The sequence below is a fragment of the Frigoribacterium sp. CFBP 8766 genome (assembly GCF_014841435.1).
Lineage (GTDB): Bacteria > Actinomycetota > Actinomycetes > Actinomycetales > Microbacteriaceae > Frigoribacterium.
The window spans coordinates 594,128-613,722 of sequence record NZ_JACYTX010000002.1 but is presented as its reverse complement, the minus strand read 5'-3'; the positions used below and the strand labels follow the sequence as shown (position 1 = coordinate 613,722).

Here is a 19,595-nt window from a genome sequence, read left to right as displayed (position 1 = left end):
CAGCGCCGTCACGGCGACGGTGCAGCGCGCACAGCAGGAGTTGCCGACACGGTTCCCGAGCGCGACGTGGGAGAATCGAGGCGACAACCGCCCGCCACCCCCTGAGGACCGTGTGAGCCCCCTAGCAACCCGTGCACTCGAGCCGGCGAAGACCGCGCCCGAGCACATCCGCAACTTCTGCATCATCGCGCACATCGACCACGGCAAGTCGACGCTCGCCGATCGCATGCTGGGCATCACCGGCGTCGTCGAGGACAGGGCGATGCGTGCCCAGTACCTCGACCGCATGGACATCGAGCGCGAGCGCGGCATCACGATCAAGAGCCAGGCCGTGCGCATGCCCTGGGAGCGCGACGGCCAGACCTTCGCCCTCAACATGATCGACACGCCCGGCCACGTCGACTTCAGCTACGAGGTCAGCCGGTCGCTCGCGGCGTGCGAGGGCGCGATCCTCCTCGTCGACGCGGCGCAGGGCATCGAGGCCCAGACGCTGGCGAACCTCTACCTGGCGCTCGAGAACGACCTCGAGATCATCCCGGTCCTCAACAAGATCGACCTGCCGGCGGCCGAGCCGGAGAAGTACGCGGCCGAGCTCGCGAGCCTCATCGGGGGCGACCCCGCCGACGTCCTGCGCGTCAGCGGCAAGACGGGCATCGGCGTCACCGAGCTGCTCGACCGCGTCGTCGACCGCATCCCGTCGCCCACCGGCGACTTCGACGCCTCGCCGCGCGCGATGATCTTCGACTCGGTCTACGACAGCTACCGCGGCGTCGTGACCTACATCCGCATGATCGACGGCACCCTGCACCCGCGCGAGAAGGTGCAGATGATGTCGACGAAGTCGACGCACGAGATCCTCGAGATCGGCGTCTCGTCCCCCGAGCCGACGCCGAGCCAGGGCCTCTCGGTCGGCGAGGTCGGCTACCTGATCACCGGTGTGAAAGACGTCCGGCTCTCGAAGGTCGGCGACACCGTGACGACCTCCGCGAAACCCGCGACGGAGGCGCTGGCCGGCTACGTCGAGCCCCTCCCGATGGTCTACTCGGGCCTGTACCCGATCGACGGCAGCGACTACCCCGACCTTCGCGAGGCCCTCGACAAGCTCAAGCTGTCCGACGCGGCCCTCGTCTACGAGCCCGAGACCAGCGTCGCCCTCGGCTTCGGGTTCCGCTGCGGGTTCCTCGGGCTGCTGCACCTCGAGATCATCACCGAGCGCCTCGAGCGCGAGTTCGGCCTCGACCTCATCACCACGGCGCCGAGCGTCGTCTACGAGGTCACGACCGACGACAAGCAGACGGTGACCGTCACGAACCCGAGCGAGTTCCCCGGCGGCAAGATCGCCAGCGTGAGCGAGCCGATGGTCAAGGCGGCGATCCTCGCCCCGAAGGACTACGTCGGCGTGATCATGGAGCTCTGCCAGCAGCGCCGGGGCGCCCTGCTCGGCATGGAGTACCTCGGCGAGGACCGGGTCGAGATCCGGTACGCGATGCCCCTCGGCGAGATCGTGTTCGACTTCTTCGACAGCCTCAAGTCGAAGACGGCCGGCTACGCGAGCCTCGACTACGAGCCCATCGGCGACCAGGAGGCCGACCTCGTCAAGGTCGACATCCTGCTCCAGGGCGAGCAGGTCGACGCGTTCAGCGCGATCGTCCACCGCGACAAGGCGTACGCGTACGGGGTCCTCATGACCGGTCGCCTCCGTGAGCTCATCCCGCGACAGCAGTTCGAGGTCCCGATCCAGGCCGCCATCGGCGCCCGGATCATCGCGCGCGAGAGCATCCGTGCCATGCGCAAGGACGTCCTCGCGAAGTGCTACGGCGGCGACATCAGCCGCAAGCGCAAGCTGCTCGAGAAGCAGAAGGAGGGCAAGAAGCGCATGAAGACCATCGGTCGCGTCGAGGTGCCCCAGGAGGCGTTCATCGCCGCCCTGAGCGGCGACACCGAGGCGAAGAAAGAGAAGAAGTAGCCGATGCGCCGCTCGACCCACGCCGAGACCCACACGACCTACGGCGAGGTCGGGGCGACGCAGGCGCCCGACCTGATGCAGTACCCGCCGAAGGGCTTCCGCCCCGCCGAGTACCGCACCAGGGTCGGCCACGGCGACGCCCGCTTCGAGGCGGCGTGGATCGCCACGATGACCTGGAAGATCCAGGAGCGCAGCGGCATCGAGGTCCACGTCGACTCGGTGCCGCCCGTCGAGGAGGGCGGCTACCACCCCGTCACCTTCGACGACGACGGCGTCCCCGTCGACCCGGCGCACTGGGAGCAGGGCCGCGACGAGTCCCGCTTCGCGCCGGACGGCACGCCGTTCCTCACCGCGGGCACGACGGCGACCCTGTCCATCTCGGCCTACGGCCGCAGCGTGCAGGCGCCCGTCCGGGTCGTCTACGTCGTCGACGAGCCGAGGCGCAAGGGCTTCGCCTACGGCACGCTCGACGGCCACCCGGAGAGCGGCGAGGAGAGCTGGGTCGTCGACCAGACCGACGACGGCTCCGTCTGGCTGTCGATCCGTTCGTTCTCCCGCCCGAGCACCTGGCGCTGGAAGCTCGTCGAGCCCTTCATGCGCCGCCAGCAGGCGATGTACACGCGTCGCTACCTGCGTGCCCTCAGCCTCAGCGAGCCCGACGTCCCCGCCGAGGCCGACGTCGACCTCGAGGCCGCCGCCGAGGCAGCCCACGACGACGAGATCCGCGAGCCCGGCTCGCGCCGGTCGGGCGACTGACGGTGCCCGGAGCCCTTCCCCTCGGCGACCCTGCCCCCGTCGACGGCTCGCTGCCGACCTCGGTGGTCGACGGCGTCGCCGACCGCAACTTCGGCGTGTACCTGCACGTGCCCTTCTGCCGGGTCCGCTGCGGCTACTGCGACTTCAACACCTACACGGGCGACGAGCTGCGCGGGGCCCGGCGTGACGACTACGCGCAGGAGGCGGTGGACGAGGTGCGCCTCGCCGGTCGCGTCCTCGAGGGTGCCGGGCTGCCTCCTCGTCCGGTCTCGACCGTCTTCTTCGGCGGCGGCACGCCCACGATGCTGCCGCACTCCGACCTCGCCGCGATGCTCTCGTCGGTCGTCGACACCTGGGGGCTGGTCGACGGCGCCGAGGTGACGACGGAGGCGAACCCCGACTCGGTCGACGCGGAGTACCTCGAGGCGCTGGCGGCCGCCGGCTTCACGCGCGTCAGCTTCGGCATGCAGTCCGCGGTGCCGAGCGTGCTCGCGACCCTCGAGCGGACGCACGACCCCCAGCGCGTGCCGCTCGTCGTGCGCTGGGCGCGCGACGCCGGGCTCGACGTCAGCCTCGACCTCATCTACGGCACGCCCGGCGAGACGCTCGACGACTGGTCCCGGTCGCTCGACGTCGCCCTCGAGCAGGAGCCCGACCACCTGTCCGCGTACTCGCTCATCGTCGAGGACGGCACGAAGCTCGCCCGGCAGATCCGCCGTGGCGAGGTGGCCCAGCCCGACGACGACACCGCCGCCGACATGTACGAGCTCGCCGACGACCGGCTCGCCGCCGCGGGCTACGGCTGGTACGAGGTGAGCAACTGGGCGCGGGACGAGCAGCACCGTTCCCGCCACAACCTGTCGTACTGGCAGGGCCACGACTGGTGGGGCGTCGGCCCGGGCGCGCACAGCCACGTCGGCGGGGTCCGCTGGTGGAACGTGAAGCACCCGGCCGCCTACGGCCAGCGCATGGCCGCGGGGGAGTCGCCCGGAGCCGGCCGCGAGACCCTCGACGCCGAGACGCGTCGGGTCGAGCGGGTGCTGCTCGCCGTCCGGATGCGCGAGGGCCTGCCCACCTCCGACCTCGATCCCGAGGGCCGTGCGGCCGTCGCCGGGCTGATCGCGGACGGCTGGGTCGAGGGGCGCGAGGCGCTGGCCGGTCGGGTCGTCCTCACGCGCACGGGGCGACTCATGGCCGACGCCGTGGTCCGCCGGCTGCTCCCGGTCTGAGTCCGACCTGCCCGGGGCACGCTCGTGGGGCGACGTCCTGCCGAGACGACGCGAGGCGCGCCTCCCAGACGGGAGACGCGCCTCGACGGGCGTGCCGGCGGGCTACGCCTTGATGAACTCGATGCTCAGCGGGTACTTGTAGTACTCGCCCCGGTTGGCCGCCAGGGCGGCGATGATGCCGAAGACGATCACGAGGATGCCCGCGACGAGCGTTATCACGAGGCCGATGCCGAGGAACGACGTGGCGCCTCCGACGAGGTACGCGATGAGCACGGTCAGCTGGAAGTTCAGCGCGACGCGGCTGTGCTCGCGGACGAACGGGCCGCGGTCCTTGAGTACGAGGTAGCCGACCAGGGGCGCGACGAAGCTGAGCAGGATGCCGCCGACGTGGATCAGCGTGGCCCAGAGCTTCTCGTCCTCGGGGCGCAGGGGCTGAGGCGGCTGCGGGGCGCCGTAGCCGGGCTGCTGGCCGTAGCCGGGCTGCTGGCCGTAGCCGGGCTGCTGCGGGCCGGGCTGACCGGGCTGCTGCCCGTGGCCGGGCTGGCCCTGACCGGGCTGCTGGCCCCAGCCGGAGCCCTGCGGGTCGTTCGGCTGGGAGGGAGGGGTGTCGGTCATCTGCTCACCTGTTCGTCGTCGTGGGCCCGACCGGGTCGAGGCGAACGGGCGCGTCGCGGGTGGTCGGTGCTGGCCGCCCGGCCGGACGAGGTGGTCCGGCGGGCGTCACGGCGAGCATAGGGCAGGAGGTGCGGGTCGAGTAGGCCTCGCGGGCCGCGTGACGTAGGATTGGCAGTCTGGCAGGACGAGTGCCAGCGAGCTCGGGTCGTCGTCGTGACGTGCCCCGCCGCCGGCCGTGCGAGAGGGAGGTGCGTCGTGGTCTCGGAACGTGGTCTCGAGGTGCTGCGCGTCATCGTGCACGACTACGTCGCGTCCCGCGAGCCCGTGGGCTCGAAGTCGATCGTCGAGCGGCACCACTTCGGCGTCTCGGCCGCCACGATCCGCAACGACATGGCGCTCCTCGAAGAAGAAGAGCTGATCGCGGCGCCCCACACCTCCTCTGGTCGGGTGCCGACCGACAAGGGCTACCGCCTCTTCGTCAACCACCTCGCCGACCTGCGTCCGCTGACCACCGCGCAGCGGCAGGCGATCGAGACGTTCCTCGGCGACTCGGCCGACCTCGACGAGGTCCTCGGCCGCACGGTCCGCCTCCTGTCCCAGCTGACGAACCAGGTGGCGCTCGTGCAGTACCCCTCGTTCTCGCGGGCGCGCGTGCGGCACGTCGAGCTGGTCAGCCTCGCCGAGCGGCGTGTCATGACCGTGCTCATCACCGACACGGGGCAGGTCGAGCAGCGGCTCGTCGAGCTGCCCGTCGTCGTCGACGACGAGTTCCTCGCCGAGCTCCGCCGGGCGCTCAACGCGGCGGTGGGCGGCACCGAGCTGAGCGCGGCCGCCGCGCTGCTCGGCGACCTGCACGAGGGCTTCCGCCCCGAGCAGGCCGTCGTGGTCGGCGTCGTCGTCGCCAGCCTGGTCGAGCAGCTCGCCGCCGGGCGTCAGGAACGCCTCGTGATGGCCGGCGCGGCCAACCTCGTGCGCACCGGCGACGACTTCAGCGGCGACCTCTACCCCGTCCTCGAGGCGATCGAGCAGCAGGTGGCCCTGCTGCGCCTCTTCGGCGAGATGCAGCTCGACGCGGTCGACGTGGCCGCGAGCATCGGACGAGAGAACGCCTCCTTCGGCCTCTCCCAGGCGTCCGTGCTGGCGAGCGGGTACACCTCGACGGGCAGCGAGGTCGCGCGCCTCGGCGTGCTCGGCCCGATGCGCATGGACTACTCGACCAACATGGCCGCCGTGCGTGCGGTGGCCCGTTATCTGTCGTCGCTGCTCTCCGAGCGCTGACGACCCGCACCTCCCCGGCCCTGCGCGACCGCGCCGCGCCCCCTGACCAGCCCCCACGAGACCACCCCCAGACACCAGAGGCAGACGAGAACAAGTGGCAGATCATTACGACGTGCTCGGAGTCGACCGGTCGGCGACGCCCGACGAGATCAAGAAGGCGTACCGCAGGCTCGCACGCGAGCTGCACCCGGACGTCAACCCCAGCCCCGAGGCCTCCGAGCGCTTCAAGGACGTCACGCACGCCTACGACGTGCTGAGCGACCCGCAGCAGCGCGAGCGCTACGACCTCGGCCCGCAGGCCGGGTTCGGCGGCGGGGGCGGCGGCGCGGCGGGCTTCGGCGACATCTTCGACGCGTTCTTCGGAGGCGGAGGAGGCGGGGGTCAGCGACAGGGCCCGCGATCGCGTCGCGAGCGCGGCCAGGACGCCCTGCTGCGCCTCGAGGTCGACCTCGAGGAGATCGTCTTCGGCACGACCCGCGACATCGAGGTCGACACGGCCGTGCTCTGCGAGACCTGCAACGGGTCGTGCTGCGCGCCCGGCACCTCGCCCCAGACCTGCGACATCTGCCACGGCTCCGGCCAGATCCAGCGGACCGTCCGGTCGCTGCTCGGCAACGTCATGACGTCGAGCCCCTGCGGCACCTGCCGCGGCTACGGCACCGTCATCCCGAACCCGTGCCCGACCTGCCAGGGCCAGGGCCGGGTGCGCGCGCGCCGCACGATCCCGATCGACATCCCCGCGGGCGTCGACACGGGCATCCGGCTGCAGCTGCCGAGCCAGGGCGAGGTCGGCCAGGCCGGCGGGCCCAACGGCGACCTCTACCTCGAGGTCAAGGTGCGCCACCACGACATCTACAGCCGCGACGGCGACGACCTGCTCGCGACCCTCGAGGTCCAGATGGCCGACGCCATCCTGGGCACCGAGACGACCCTGCACGCGCTCGACGGCGAGGTCGAGATCGAGCTCAAGGCCGGCACCCAGAGCGCCGACGTCATCACGATCCGCGACCGGGGCATCACGAAGCTCCGCGGCACCGGGCGCGGCGACCTGAAGATCGGCATCCAGGTGGTGACGCCGACAAAGCTCAGCCACAAGGAGCGAGAGCTCATCGAGAAGTTCGCGGCCGGACGCCGCTCGGCGGCGCCCGAGCTCTCGCAGTTCCAGCAGGGCCTGTTCGGCAAGCTCCGCGACCGGTTCCTGCACTTCTGATCGTGGCCCACTTCTACCTGGTCGACGACCTGACGGACGCGTCCGTCGGGAGCACTGTCGTGGTCGAGGGGCAGGAGGCGCGGCACGCGGTCACGGTCAGCCGGGTCCGTGTCGGCGAGGCACTCGCCCTCGGCGACGGGCGCGGCACGTCCGTGCGGGGCGAGGTCGTCGAGGCGACGGACTCGCGGCTCACGCTGGTCGCCGCCGAGGTGGCCCGGGTCGAGCGGCCGGGGACCCGGCTCGTGCTCGTCCAGGCGCTGGCCAAGGGCGACCGCGACGAGCTCGCCGTCCAGGCCGCGACCGAGCTGGGCGTCGACGAGGTCGTGCCGTGGTCGGCCGCCCGCAGCGTCTCGCGCTGGGAGGGCGCCAAGGTGGCGAAGGGCACGGCCCGGTGGCGCTCCATCACGCGGGAGGCGACGAAGCAGGCGATCCGGCCGTGGGCTCCCGTGGTCTCCGAGCTGTCGACGACGAAGCAGGTCGCGGCACGGGCCGCGGACGACAGGGCGCTCGTCCTCGTGCTCGAGCCGAGCGCCGAGCGGGCGCTCTCCGACGTCGTCGTCGAGGGCGGGGGAGGCGCGCCGTCGTCGGTCCTGGTGGTGGTCGGCCCCGAGGGCGGCATCTCGCCCACGGAGCTCGAGCTGCTCGCGAGCGCGGGTGCCGTGCCGGTTCGGCTCGGCGACGCCGTGCTGCGCACCTCGACGGCGGGGCCCGCCGCCCTCGCGGTGCTGAGCGTGCGGCTGGGGCGCTGGTAAGCGCCGGGCCGCCGGCGGGGGCCGTGGCGCCGTGCCGGCGCTGAGGGCCGTGCCGCTGGTGGGGGCCGTGTCGGCGGCCGCGACTACCATGGGACGCATGTCCGAGCCAGAGCCAGCACCGACCGAGTCGTCGGTCTTCAGCCGCATCATCTCGCGCGAGATCCCGGCCGACGTGGTCTTCGAGGACGACTCGGTGATCGCCTTCCGCGACATCGCGCCCCAGGCACCGTTCCACGTGCTCGTCGTGCCCAAGACCTCGCGTCACCGCGACGTCGTCGAGCTCGCGGCCGCCGATCCGGCCCTGCTCGCCCACGTCGTGTCGACGGCCTCGGCGCTCGCCTCCGACCCGGCACTCGTCGGCGACGAGGTCGTGGCGGTCTCGGGCGGCACGGGCGAGTTCCGACTGATCTTCAACACCGGCGCCTCCGCCGGCCAGACCGTGTTCCACGTGCACGCCCATGTGCTCGCAGGCCCCCTCGAGGAAGGCTCCCTTGCCCACTAGCGAGACCCGCTCCACCGACCCTCAGCCCGCAGGCGAGGGCACCACGCGCGTCGACCTCACCGTCGACGGTGTCGCCATGGTCCAGCTGCTCGGTCCCCAGGACCGCCTGCTGCGCACCGTCGAGAAGCAGTACCCCGACGTGCGCGTGCTCGTCCGGGGCAACGAGGTCGCCCTCGAGGGCCCGACCGCGTCCGTGAGCCGGGCCCGGGTGCTCGTCGACGAGCTCGTCGGGCTCGTCCGCGGAGGCCACGACCTCGCGCCGGCCGAGGTCGAGACGTCTGCGAAGCTGCTCGACTCGGGGGCGGCGGCACCGTCCGACGTGTTCGGCCAGCCCATCGTCTCGAGCCGCGGCAAGGCCGTGCGCGCGAAGACCCTCGGGCAGAAGCAGTACGTCGACGCCATCGACCAGCACACGATCACGTTCGGCATCGGCCCCGCAGGCACGGGCAAGACCTACCTGGCGATGGCGAAGGCCGTCCAGGCCCTGCAGCGCCGCGAGGTGCAGCGCATCATCCTCACGCGCCCCGCGGTCGAGGCCGGCGAACGGCTCGGCTTCCTGCCCGGCACGCTGACCGACAAGATCGACCCGTACCTGCGCCCGCTCTACGACGCGCTGAACGAGATGATGGACCCGGAGATCGTGCCGAAGCTGCTGGCGGCGGGCACCGTCGAGGTGGCGCCCCTGGCGTACATGCGCGGCCGGACGCTGAACGACGCGTTCGTGGTGCTCGACGAGGCGCAGAACACGACGCCCGAGCAGATGAAGATGTTCCTCACGCGTCTCGGGTTCGGCTCGCGGATGGTCGTCACCGGTGACGTCACGCAGGTCGACCTGCCCACCGGGGCCAGCGGCCTCCAGCTCGTCACCCGTGTCCTCGACGACATCGACGACATCCACTTCGCCCGGCTGACCAGCGACGACGTGGTCCGCCACACCCTCGTCGGGCGGATCGTCGACGCCTACACGACCTACGACGCCGAGCGGCAGGCCCAGCGGGCCGAACGGCAGGAGGCGGCGAGCACCTCCGTGTCGACCGGTCCGGTCGGCGACGGTGCGAACCGGGCCGAGCGACGGTCGTCCGCGAGCCGAGACCGGCTCCCGAAGAGAGGCACCCGATGAGCATCGAGGTCAACAACGAGTCCGGCCTCGAGGTCGACGAGGCGGCGATCCAGCGCCTGGCGACCTTCGCGCTCGACCAGATGCACGTGCACCCCGAGGCCGAGCTCGCGATCGTCTTCGTCGACGAGGCGGCGATGGAGCAGCTGCACGTCCAGTGGATGGACGAGCCGGGTCCCACCGACGTGCTCAGCTTCCCGATGGACGAGCTCCGTCCCGGCACGGAAGACGAACCCACGCCGGCCGGCCTGCTCGGCGACATCGTGGTCTGCCCGCAGGTCGCGGTCGCCCAGGCGGCCACGGCGGGCCACAGCCCCCTCGACGAGATGCTGCTGCTGACCTGTCACGGCGTGCTGCACCTCCTCGGCTTCGACCACGCCGAGCCCGACGACGAACGCGAGATGTTCGGTCTCCAGCGCGAGATCCTCGCCGCGTTCGCCGGCGCCGACGAAAGACGGTGACGCCGTGATGGTCACCGTGTTCGTCATCGTGGCCGTCGTGCTCGTCGTCCTCGGGGGGCTGCTCGCGGCCGTCGACGCCGCGCTGGGGGTGCTGAGTCGGGGCGACCTGCTCGAGGAAGCCGAGTCGTCGCCCCGCAGCAGCGCCTCGTTGTCCGCGGTCGCCGCCGACGTCGGAGCCCACGTCAACGCGGTCAACTTCACGCGGGTGGTCGCCGAGACGTCCGCTGCGGTCCTGGTCTCGCTCTCGTTCGCGTTCACGGTCGAGCCCTGGTGGCTCGCCCTGCTGTTGTCGGCGTTGATCATGACCCTCGTGTCGTTCGTGCTCGTCGGCTCCAGCCCGCGCAGCGTGGGCCGGGCGCACGCCCGGGGCCTCGTCGTCGCGACCGCGGGCCTCGTCCGGGGCCTCCGTGTCGTGCTCGGACCGCTCGCCGACGCCCTCGTCGCGATCGGCAACCGGGTCACGCCGGGCCGGCCCCGCAGTGCGTCGTTCTCGTCCGAGGAGCAACTCCTCAGCATGGTCGACGAGGCCACCGAGCTCGACGTCCTCGAAGAAGACGACCGTGAGCTGATCCATTCGATCTTCGAGTTCAGCGACACGGTGGTCCGCGAGGTCATGGTGCCCCGCACCGACATGGTCACCATCGAGTCGACGGCGTCCGTCCGCTCCGCCATGAGCCTCTTCCTGGGGCGCGGGGTCTCGAGGGTGCCGGTGGTCGGCCGCGACAGCGACGACGTGGTCGGGGTCGTCTACCTCCGCGACCTCGCCCGGCGCCTCCACGAGCACGCCGGCGCCGACGACGCCGCGGTGGCCGACCTCGCACGCCCCGCGGTCTTCGTGCCCGAGTCGAAGAAGGCCGACGACGCGCTCCGGCAGATGCAGCTCGACAAGAACCACCTCGCGATGGTCGTCGACGAGTACGGCGGCATCGCCGGCCTCGTCACCCTCGAGGACCTCATCGAAGAACTGGTCGGCGACATCAGCGACGAGTACGACCGCACCGTCGCCGAGCACCGGGAGATCTCCCCGGGGGTCTACCGCGTCAGCGCACGGCTGGCCGTCGACGAGCTCGGCGACCTCTTCGGCATCGAGCTCGACGACGACGACGTCGACTCCGTCGGCGGCCTCCTCACGAAGCAGCTCGGGCGCCTGCCCGAGAAGGGGTCGACCGTCACCGTCTCCGGTCTCGTGCTCACGGCGGACCGCACGGAGGGGCGACGTCGCGACCTCCAGACGGTCCTCGTCGAGCGCGACCCTGCCCTGGTCTCCGCACAGGTGGCCTTCACCGACCCCGATCCCGTCCCCTCCCCGAGAGAAGCACCATGACGACCACCGGCGACGACTCCGTCCTGCCTCCCATGCCGACCGCCGGCCCCGACCACCGTGCGGGCTTCGTCTCGTTCGTGGGGCGGCCGAACGTCGGGAAGTCGACCCTCACGAACGCGCTCGTCGGCGAGAAGGTGGCCATCACCTCCTCGAAGCCCCAGACGACCCGGCGGGCCATCCGCGGGATCGTGCACCACCCCGCGGGCCAGCTCGTGCTCGTGGACACCCCCGGCATGCACCGGCCCCGCACCTTGCTCGGCGAGCGCCTCAACGACGTGGTGCAGACGACCCTGGGCGACGTCGACGTGATCGGGCTCTGCATCCCGGCCGACGAGAAGATCGGTCCCGGCGACAAGTTCATCAACGAACAGCTCGACGCGTTCCCGCGGGCCAAGAAGGTCGCGATCGTCACGAAGACGGACACGACCTCGCGGCCGGCCGTGGCGGAGCAGCTGCTCGCGGTGAGCCGGCTGCGCGACTGGGAGGCGATCATCCCGCTCTCCGCCCTCGGCGACGTGCAGCTCGACGTCCTCGCCGACGAGCTCATCAAGCTCATGCCGCTCTCGCCCGCGCTCTACCCGGCCGACGCCGTGACCGAGGAGGTCCTCGAGGACAGGGTCTCCGAGTACATCCGGGAGGCGGCGCTCGAGGGCGTGCAGGACGAACTCCCGCACTCCCTCGCGGTCACCATCGACGACATGGTCCAGCGCGACGACAAGGACATCCTCGAGATCTACGCGAACCTCTTCGTCGAGCGCGACAGCCAGAAGGCCATCGTCATCGGCAAGGGCGGCGCGAGGCTGCGCGAGGTCGGTGCGCGCGCACGGGCACAGATCGAGCCGCTCGTCGGCCACCAGGTGTTCCTGTCGATCCGGGTCAAGGTCGCGAAGGACTGGCAGCGCGACCCGAAGCTGCTCGGCCGCCTGGGCTTCTGATCCTCGGTGGGCGCCCGTCCCTCCACAGGATGATCCTGGTCGGCCGCTGGTCGTCGGGACGTCCGTGGCCCACCCGGTCGGCCCGTCCGCGCCCTACGCTCGTCGGATGAGCTTCCGCCGCCTCGCGCCTTACCAGGTCGTCGTCGACGTCTCAGCGGCCCTCCTGCTCGGGTTCGTCTCCCTGCTGTTCCTCGAGGGCGACCTCGTGGGCGGCCTGGTCGTGCTCGGCATGGTCGTCGCCGCGGCGATCCGGCGCCTGTCCCCGTCGCTGGCGTTGACGATCGCCTGGGCCGTCGCCCTCGGCGAGATGGTCTCGCTGTCGACACCAGGCATCAGCAACCTCGCCGTCTGCGCCGTGCTCTACTCCGTCGCCGCGTACGGAAGCGAGCGGGCGAAGTGGGCGGGTCTCGGGTCCGTGGCCCTGGGCGCGATCTCGGGCACCTTCTACGTCTCGTTCGTGCAGACGTCGCTCTTCGGCATCGACTACAACGTCTACGGCATCACCGACGTGGTCCGGATCCTCCTGCAGCTCGGCATCACGTTCCTCGGTTTCCTCGGGCTCCTCGGCCTGCCGTGGGCCGCCGGCCTGCTGACCCGGGCGCGCTCGACCGCGCGGGTGAGCCGGGAGGCGCAGCTCACCGCCGAGCGCGAGACCGCACGGGCCGAGGGCGACGCCGCGCGGGCCGAGCGCGAGGCGGCGCGGGCCGAGCGCGACATCGCCGTCGAGCAGGAGCGCAACCGGATCGCTCGCGACATGCACGACGTCGTCGCCCACTCGCTCGCCGTCGTGATCGCCCAGGCCGACGGCGCACGCTACGCCGCGAGGGTCGATCCCACGAGCGTCGACGAGGCGCTGCAGACCATCGCGGGCACGGCCCGCGAGGCGCTCGGGGACGTCCGAGTGCTGCTCGGGCAGCTGCGGCACAGCCAGGGCGAGGCACCGCAGCCCGCGCTGGGCGACCTCGACCGCCTCCTCGACCAGATGCGCGGCTCCGGTCTGCAGATCGACCACCGCGTGCACGGCGAGCCCCAGCAGCTCGGCACCAACCGACAGCTCGCCGTGTTCCGCATCGTCCAGGAGTCGCTGACCAACGCGCTCCGGCACGGGTCGCGGGACGCTCCGGTCGAGTTGCTGTTCGACTGGCGCTACGACGCCCTCCACCTGGTGGTCTCGAACGTGGTCCGTCCGGTCACCGAGCCCGTCGACACGCGGGCGACGGGCGAGACGCGCCGCGGCGGCCACGGTCTCGACGGGATGCGCGAGCGGGCCACGCTGGCCGGCGGGTCGCTCACCACCCAGGACGCCGACGGACGGTTCGTCGTCCATGCCATCGTGCCGACGCTGGCGCTCACTCAAGAAGTAGGGATGATCCGATGACCACCACGATCCGCGTCGCCCTGGTCGACGACCAGGCGCTCTTCCGGGCCGGCATCAAGATGCTCGTCGGCTCCCAGCCCGACCTCGAGTTCGTCGGCGAGGCCAGCGACGGCGAGGAGGGGGTGGCGATGGTCGCCGAGGCACGTCCGGACGTCGTCCTCATGGACATCCGGATGCCCGTGATGGACGGGATCGCCGCGACGAGTGCCGTCCTGGCCCAGGCCGAGGCGGCGGCTCGACGCCCGCCTCGCATCATCGTGCTCACGACCTTCGACCTGGACGAGGCGGCGACCCGGGCGATCCGGGGAGGCGCCAGCGGCTTCGTCCTGAAGGACGCGGACCCCGAGTTCCTGCTCGCCGCGATCCGCACCGTCCACGCGGGCACCGCCGTGATCGCGGCGTCGGCCACACGGGAGCTCTTCGAGCACTTCGACGGCCGCTCCTCCCGGGCGGCGTCGATCCCGCCCGCCTTCGGTACCCTGACCAGTCGCGAGCGGGACATCTTCGACCTCGCAGCCCGAGGGCTCAGCAACTCGGAGATCGCCGGGCGCGAGTTCCTCAGCGAGGCCACGGTCAAGACGCACATCAGCCGGGTGCTGTCGAAGCTGTCGCTGCGCGACCGCGTCCAGCTCGTCGTGTACGCGTACGAGCACGGGATCGCCGAGTAGCGGCTGCCGACAGGGCTCGTCCGTCACGGATCGGGCTCGGGTGCTAGATTCGCCTCGTGCTGTTCGGTCTGCTCCTCCTTAGCTGCCGCGACGAGACCTGACCCAGGCCTCCCTCGTCGCGGAGTTCGTCGTCGGCCGACACCATCCACGCGCTGAGGCCCCGTCGTCGGGGCAGAGAAGACCTGAGTCATGAAGAACGCACAGATCCCGTCGGGGATGCCGACCCACAAGTACCGCCCGTTCCACGAGCAGATCGCCGTCGACCTGCCCGACCGCACGTGGCCCTCCCGTCGCATCACTGAGGCTCCGCGCTGGTGCGCCGTCGACCTCCGAGACGGCAACCAGGCCCTCATCGACCCGATGAGCCCTGAGCGCAAGCGCATCATGTTCGACCTGCTCGTCGGCATGGGCTACAAGGAGATCGAGGTCGGCTTCCCGAGCGCCTCGCAGACCGACTTCGACTTCGTCCGCAGCCTGATCGAGACAGGCGCCATCCCGGACGACGTCACGATCCAGGTGCTGACCCAGGCACGTGAGCACCTGATCGCCCGGACGTACGAGGCCATCGCCGGTGCGAAGCAGGCCATCGTGCACCTCTACAACTCGACGAGCGTCCTGCAGCGGGACGTCGTCTTCCGCACCGACCGGCAGGGCATCGTCGACATCGCCCTCGAGGGCGTCCGGCTCTGCCGCGCGGCCGAGGCGACCATCCCCGAGACGGCCGTGTTCTACGAGTACTCGCCCGAGAGCTACACCGGCACGGAGCTCGACTTCGCGCTCGACATCTGCAACCAGGTCATCGAGGCCTTCGACGCGACGCCCGAGCGTCCCGTCATCGTCAACCTGCCGGCCACCGTCGAGATGGCGACCCCGAACGTGTACGCCGACTCGATCGAGTGGATGCACCGCAACCTCGCGCGCCGTGACAGCGTCATCCTGTCGCTCCACCCGCACAACGACCGCGGCACGGGCATCGCCGCCGCCGAGCTGGGCTACCTGGCCGGCGCCGACCGCATCGAGGGCTGCCTCTTCGGCAACGGCGAGCGCACCGGCAACGTCGACCTCGTCGCGCTCGGCATCAACCTCTTCACGCAGGGCATCGACCCCCAGATCGACTTCAGCGACCTCGACAAGGTCAAGCGCACCGCCGAGCACTGCAACCAGCTGCCGGTGCCGGAGCGCAGCCCGTGGGCGGGCGACCTCGTCTACACGGCCTTCAGCGGCTCCCACCAGGACGCCATCAAGAAGGGCTTCGAGGCGATGGCCGCCGAGGCGGAGGCGACGGGGACGAGCGTCGACGACCTCGTCTGGGCTGTGCCCTACCTGCCGGTCGACCCGAAGGACCTGGGCCGGAGCTACGAGGCCGTCATCCGCGTCAACTCCCAGTCCGGCAAGGGCGGCGTCGCCTACCTGCTCAAGGCCGACCACGCAATCGACCTGCCGCGCAAGCTGCAGATCGAGTTCAGCGGGGTCGTCCAGGCGCGCACCGACGCCGAGGGCGGCGAGATGTCGAGCGCCCACATCTGGACGATCTTCCAGGACGAGTACCTGCCCGCTTTGATCGACGACGACAAGTGGGGCCGGTTCGAGCTGACGCGCACGGGGACCTCCAGCGACATGGGCGGCGTGACGTCGCTCGACGTCGACCTCCGCGTGGGCGACACGGTCGAGTCGACCTCCGGCCGGGGCAAGGGCCCGATCGACGCCTTCATCCAGGTCCTCGCCGACCACGGGGTGCGCGTCGAGCTCTACGACTACGTCGAGCACACCCTCAGCGCGGGCGGCGACGCACAGGCCGCGGCGTACGTCGAGCTCGACGTCGACGGGACGCGTCTCTGGGGCGTGGGCATCGACGCCGACATCTCGACGGCGTCGCTCAAGGCCATCGTCTCGGCGGTGAACCGCGCCGTCCGCCGGACAACGACGGTGCGCGAGCTCGCCACGGCCTAGCCGCTGCGCGGCCGCTGCAGCCGGGCCGCCGCTCGGCCCGGCTGCAGCGGGCCGCTGGCTCCGTCGGCAGGCCGCTGATCGTGTCGGCAACTCCTGACGCGTGCGCGGTCACGCGCGCGGGTGGCGCTGGCGCGCGGCAGCGCCGACGCACCGGTCAGGAGTTGCCGACACGAGTCCCCACTGCCCGTCCGACCAGCCCCGCCCCACCGGTCCGGGCTGTGCGGTCCGGACTCGGTCCGGTCACACGTGCTCGACGTCGTGTCGGCAACTCCTGATCCACGAGCGACCGCGCTGGCGGACGTTCCGGGCGCGCGGCCGCGCCGGGGCACCCGTCAGGAGTTGCCGACACGGAGCGCGCCGGTGCGACGGCCTGCGCCGACACCGAGCGCGCCGGTGCGACGGCCTGTGCCTGCGCAGGCGGCAGCGGCAGCGGCAGCGGCGCGGCGGATGCCGACCTACGTCAGCGCGGTCGACGCCAGCGCGGCAGCCGGCTCAGGGCGCGCTGCTCGGGCAGTGTCCAGCCGAAGCGCACGGCCAGCAGCCGGATCACCAGGGTGACCGACGTCCCGATGATCGCGGAGAGCGCCACCGGCGCCCCGACCGACACGAGCACGACGAGCACGACGGTCCCGGCGGCGGCGGCCACGGCGTAGAGCGACCCGACGTGCATCATCGCGATGGTCAGGTTCATCAACAGGTCCCGCAGCACCGAGCCCCCGACCGCGGAGATCACCCCGACGAACACGGCAGGGATCTCGGGCAGCCCGAGCGCCAGCGCCTTCGTCGAGCCGATCGCGCCGAACAGGCCGATGGTGAGGGCGTCCAGGGCGGTGATCAGCCCCGCGAGCCGGTGGAACAGGCGCTGCAGCGCCATCCCGACGAGGGCGGCGGCCACGGCCACGAGCAGGTACCAGTTGCTCGACATGGCGCGGGGCACCTGCCCGAGCAGCACGTCGCGCAGGATGCCGCCGCCGAGCCCGGTGGCGATGCCGATGATCGCGACCCCGAGCAGGTCGAGCCGGCGGTCCTTGAACTCGGAGGCGAACATGGCGCCCTGCAGGCTGCCGACCCCGACGGCGAGGAGGTCGGCCCACAGGGGGATGGCGAAGGCCGTGGCGTGCATCCTGCACTTGTACCACGCGTGGGATCATGGCCGAGTGCCCGTGTACCGAGATGAATGCGTCGTGCTGCGCACCCACAAGCTGGGTGAGGCGGACCGCATCCTGACCATGCTCAGCCGCCAGCACGGCAAGATCCGGGCCGTGGCCAAGGGTGTCCGGCGTACCGGGTCGAAGTTCGGCTCGCGTCTCGAGCCGATGATGGTGGCGGACGTGCAGCTCTACGAGGGCCGGTCGCTCGACGTGGTGACCCAGGCTGAGTCGCTGGGCTCCTACGGTGCCCTGATCGCCGCCGACTACGCGAGCTACACGGCCGGGAGCGTCATGGTCGAGACGGCCGACAAGCTGACCGACGCCGAGGCCGGCCTGCAGCAGTACCTCCTCCTCGTCGGCGCCCTGCGGTCGCTGAGCCGGCGGGAGCACGCCCCCCAGCTCACCCTCGACTCCTACCTGCTCCGCGCGCTCAGCATCGCCGGCTGGTCGCCGAGCTTCGGCGACTGTGCCGTGTCGGGCGCCCCGGGGCCGCACTCGGCGTTCGTGGTGCAGCTCGGGGGAGTGGTGGCCGACGAGCACGCGCCTCCGGGGGCTCCGCGACTCGCGCCTCCCGCGCTCGGGCTGCTCTCGGCGCTGCTGACCGGCGACTGGGAGGCAGCCGACGCGACCCCGGACGCGACCCGCAACCAGGCGAGCGGCGTCGTCGCCGCGTACACCCAGTGGCACCTCGAGCGCGGCCTCCGCTCGCTCCAGCACATCGACCGAGAGCCAGGCCGGGCACTGCCCGCTGCCGCCAGGGAAGGCACCCCGTGAAGAAGACCCACCGCGACGCCGTCGACTGGCGCCCCGTCGACTGGACGGGCCTGTACCCGCCCGAGCTGCCCCGGGGCGCCGTCCCCGAGCACGTCGCCATCGTCATGGACGGCAACGGGCGATGGGCGAACGCGCGAGGCCTGTCCCGTGTCGAGGGCCACAAGCAGGGCGAGGCCTCGCTGCTCGACGTCGTCGCCGGCGCCATCCAGCTCGGCGTGAAGCACCTGAGCGTCTACGCATTCTCGACCGAGAACTGGAAGCGCTCGCCCGACGAGGTCAAGTTCCTGATGGGCTTCAACCGCGACGTCCTGCACCGGAGGCGCGACCAGCTGAACGCGTGGGGCGTGCGCGTCCGGTGGGCGGGCCGCAAACCGCGGCTCTGGGGCTCCGTGATCAAGGAGTTGCAGTACGCCGAGGAGCTCACCCGGGGCAACGACGTGCTGACCCTCACGATGTGCGTCAACTACGGCGGCCGCACCGAGATCGCCGATGCCGTCCGCGCCATCGCCGAGGACGTGGCGGCAGGTCGGGTCAAGCCGTCGGGCGTCAGCGAGAAGCTCATCCAGCGGCACCTGTACGCGCCCGAGCTGCCCGACGTCGACCTCTTCGTCCGCAGCTCGGGCGAGCAGCGGACGAGCAACTTCCTGCTGTGGCAGTCGGCCTACGCCGAGATGGTGTTCCTCGACCGGCTCTGGCCGGACTTCTCGAGGACAGACCTGTGGGAGGCGGTGGTCACGTACGCCAGACGCTCTCGCCGCTTCGGCGGGGCCGTCGACGCGCCGACGCCGGCGGCCAGCGGCATCAGCACCGGCGCCGACACGACCGGCAGCGCCTAGAACTGGATGTTCGCACCGAGGAAGATCCGCTCGGCGGGCCAGAGGAACTGCAGGGTGAGGGGCCCGTCGGCGGGCCGGTGGAACCAGGCGTTGGCGAACACGGCCGACTCGCCCGGCAGCAGGTACCAGGTCGCCGCGTCGGCCGGGAAGGCCGACTCGAGCGACGTCGAGTAGCCGGCGTCCGTCAGCAGGTCCTGGCCGGCGAACACGTCCTGTTGAGCGAGGTCGTTGCCGTAGGCGGAGTAGTCGGCGCTCAGGTCGGTGAGGTCGAGCCGCCGCTGCGAGTTGTTGGCGAGCACGTAGGCGGTGGCCTCGACGGTGGTGCCGGCTGGGTAGGGATCAGTGCCGTCGGGCCGCGCGTAGATGGAGGGCGCCGTGGTCGTCAGGGTGCCGACGCTGTAGACGTAGATCGTGAGGTCCTTGTAGTTGACCTGGTTGAGGAGCGTGCCGCCCGGTGCCAGCTCGTCGGGTGAGGCGCTGCCCGTCCCTCCGCCGGTGCCCGGCGCGCCCGTGACCTGCGGCTGGGGCGCCTGGGTGGCCGTGCCGCCCAGGCCCGAGCCGTCGTCGACGCCGCCCTGGCCGACCGGCTGCAGGGTCGTGAGGTCGGGGAAGCAGGCGGTGAGGCCCACCAGCACGATGGCGGCGAGGCCTACGGCGGTCAGTCGTCTCTTCACGGAGCAGGCACCCTTCGTC

19 protein-coding genes are annotated in these 19,595 nt (G+C 71.6%); 16 read left to right on the top strand and 3 right to left on the bottom strand.

Annotated features, from left to right (window positions below; translation table 11 throughout):
* Positions 1-112 precede the first annotated feature (112 nt).
* The 3 genes from lepA to hemW are packed head-to-tail and all read left to right on the top strand — an operon-like array spanning position 113 to position 3,951.
* Positions 113-1,966, top strand: coding sequence for a translation elongation factor 4 (lepA, locus tag IFT90_RS08670; RefSeq protein ID WP_192041836.1), 1,854 nt, complete (start codon positions 113-115; stop codon positions 1,964-1,966).
* Between the two features lie 3 nt (positions 1,967-1,969).
* On the top strand, positions 1,970-2,722 hold the full coding sequence (locus IFT90_RS08665) for a DUF1990 family protein (protein ID WP_123546166.1): 753 nt from the start codon (positions 1,970-1,972) through the stop codon (positions 2,720-2,722).
* Between the two features lie 2 nt (positions 2,723-2,724).
* Positions 2,725-3,951, top strand: a complete 1,227-nt coding sequence (hemW, locus tag IFT90_RS08660; RefSeq protein WP_192041835.1) for a radical SAM family heme chaperone HemW — start codon at positions 2,725-2,727, stop codon at positions 3,949-3,951.
* Between the two features lie 102 nt (positions 3,952-4,053).
* Here hemW and IFT90_RS17530 read toward each other — a convergent pair whose 3' ends face one another.
* Positions 4,054-4,566 (bottom strand): DUF4870 domain-containing protein, encoded by a 513-nt coding sequence (locus IFT90_RS17530; RefSeq protein WP_192041834.1) that lies wholly within the window; start codon positions 4,564-4,566, stop codon positions 4,054-4,056.
* Positions 4,567-4,821: 255 nt separating this feature from the next.
* Between IFT90_RS17530 and hrcA the strand changes: the two genes are divergently transcribed.
* The 11 genes from hrcA (at position 4,822) to leuA (ending at position 16,141) form a co-directional block, all read left to right on the top strand.
* Positions 4,822-5,844 (top strand): heat-inducible transcriptional repressor HrcA, encoded by a 1,023-nt coding sequence (gene hrcA, locus IFT90_RS08650; RefSeq protein ID WP_192041833.1) that lies wholly within the window; start codon positions 4,822-4,824, stop codon positions 5,842-5,844.
* A 94-nt stretch (positions 5,845-5,938) separates the two neighbouring features.
* Entirely contained in the window at positions 5,939-7,054 is a 1,116-nt protein-coding gene (gene dnaJ / locus IFT90_RS08645; protein ID WP_192041832.1) for a molecular chaperone DnaJ, read from the top strand.
* A gap of 2 nt (positions 7,055-7,056) precedes the next feature.
* Entirely contained in the window at positions 7,057-7,806 is a 750-nt protein-coding gene (locus IFT90_RS08640) for a 16S rRNA (uracil(1498)-N(3))-methyltransferase (RefSeq protein ID WP_192041831.1), read from the top strand.
* 97 nt (positions 7,807-7,903) lie between these two features.
* Complete coding sequence (locus IFT90_RS08635; protein ID WP_192041830.1) at positions 7,904-8,308, top strand: HIT domain-containing protein; 405 nt, start codon at positions 7,904-7,906, stop codon at positions 8,306-8,308.
* Complete coding sequence (locus IFT90_RS08630; RefSeq protein WP_371812197.1) at positions 8,298-9,428, top strand: PhoH family protein; 1,131 nt, start codon at positions 8,298-8,300, stop codon at positions 9,426-9,428. Before IFT90_RS08635 ends, IFT90_RS08630 begins: the two co-directional genes overlap by 11 nt.
* Positions 9,425-9,886 (top strand): rRNA maturation RNase YbeY, encoded by a 462-nt coding sequence (gene ybeY / locus IFT90_RS08625; protein ID WP_192041828.1) that lies wholly within the window; start codon positions 9,425-9,427, stop codon positions 9,884-9,886. Before IFT90_RS08630 ends, ybeY begins: the two co-directional genes overlap by 4 nt.
* Before the next feature lie 7 nt (positions 9,887-9,893).
* Entirely contained in the window at positions 9,894-11,210 is a 1,317-nt protein-coding gene (locus tag IFT90_RS08620; protein ID WP_192042331.1) for a hemolysin family protein, read from the top strand.
* Complete coding sequence (gene era, locus IFT90_RS08615) at positions 11,207-12,145, top strand: GTPase Era (protein ID WP_228506190.1); 939 nt, start codon at positions 11,207-11,209, stop codon at positions 12,143-12,145. Before IFT90_RS08620 ends, era begins: the two co-directional genes overlap by 4 nt.
* 106 nt (positions 12,146-12,251) lie before the next feature.
* A complete protein-coding gene (locus tag IFT90_RS08610) occupies positions 12,252-13,523 on the top strand; it encodes a sensor histidine kinase (protein ID WP_192041827.1) in 1,272 nt (423 codons plus the stop codon).
* Positions 13,520-14,191, top strand: a complete 672-nt coding sequence (locus IFT90_RS08605; protein WP_192041826.1) for a response regulator transcription factor — start codon at positions 13,520-13,522, stop codon at positions 14,189-14,191. Before IFT90_RS08610 ends, IFT90_RS08605 begins: the two co-directional genes overlap by 4 nt.
* A gap of 189 nt (positions 14,192-14,380) precedes the next feature.
* On the top strand, positions 14,381-16,141 hold the full coding sequence (gene leuA, locus IFT90_RS08600; RefSeq protein WP_192041825.1) for a 2-isopropylmalate synthase: 1,761 nt from the start codon (positions 14,381-14,383) through the stop codon (positions 16,139-16,141).
* Positions 16,142-16,601: 460 nt separating this feature from the next.
* Here leuA and IFT90_RS08595 read toward each other — a convergent pair whose 3' ends face one another.
* Complete coding sequence (locus tag IFT90_RS08595) at positions 16,602-17,264, bottom strand: trimeric intracellular cation channel family protein (RefSeq protein WP_123546142.1); 663 nt, start codon at positions 17,262-17,264, stop codon at positions 16,602-16,604.
* Between the two features lie 34 nt (positions 17,265-17,298).
* Between IFT90_RS08595 and recO the strand changes: the two genes are divergently transcribed.
* The gene (recO, locus tag IFT90_RS08590) at positions 17,299-18,066 is read left to right on the top strand and encodes a DNA repair protein RecO (protein WP_192041824.1); all 768 of its coding nucleotides are present in this window, start codon (positions 17,299-17,301) and stop codon (positions 18,064-18,066) included.
* Entirely contained in the window at positions 18,063-18,902 is an 840-nt protein-coding gene (locus IFT90_RS08585; protein WP_192041823.1) for an isoprenyl transferase, read from the top strand. Before recO ends, IFT90_RS08585 begins: the two co-directional genes overlap by 4 nt.
* Here IFT90_RS08585 and IFT90_RS08580 read toward each other — a convergent pair.
* A complete protein-coding gene (locus IFT90_RS08580; RefSeq protein WP_192041822.1) occupies positions 18,899-19,576 on the bottom strand; it encodes a hypothetical protein in 678 nt (225 codons plus the stop codon). The genes IFT90_RS08585 and IFT90_RS08580 overlap by 4 nt on opposite strands.
* Positions 19,577-19,595 lie beyond the last annotated feature (19 nt).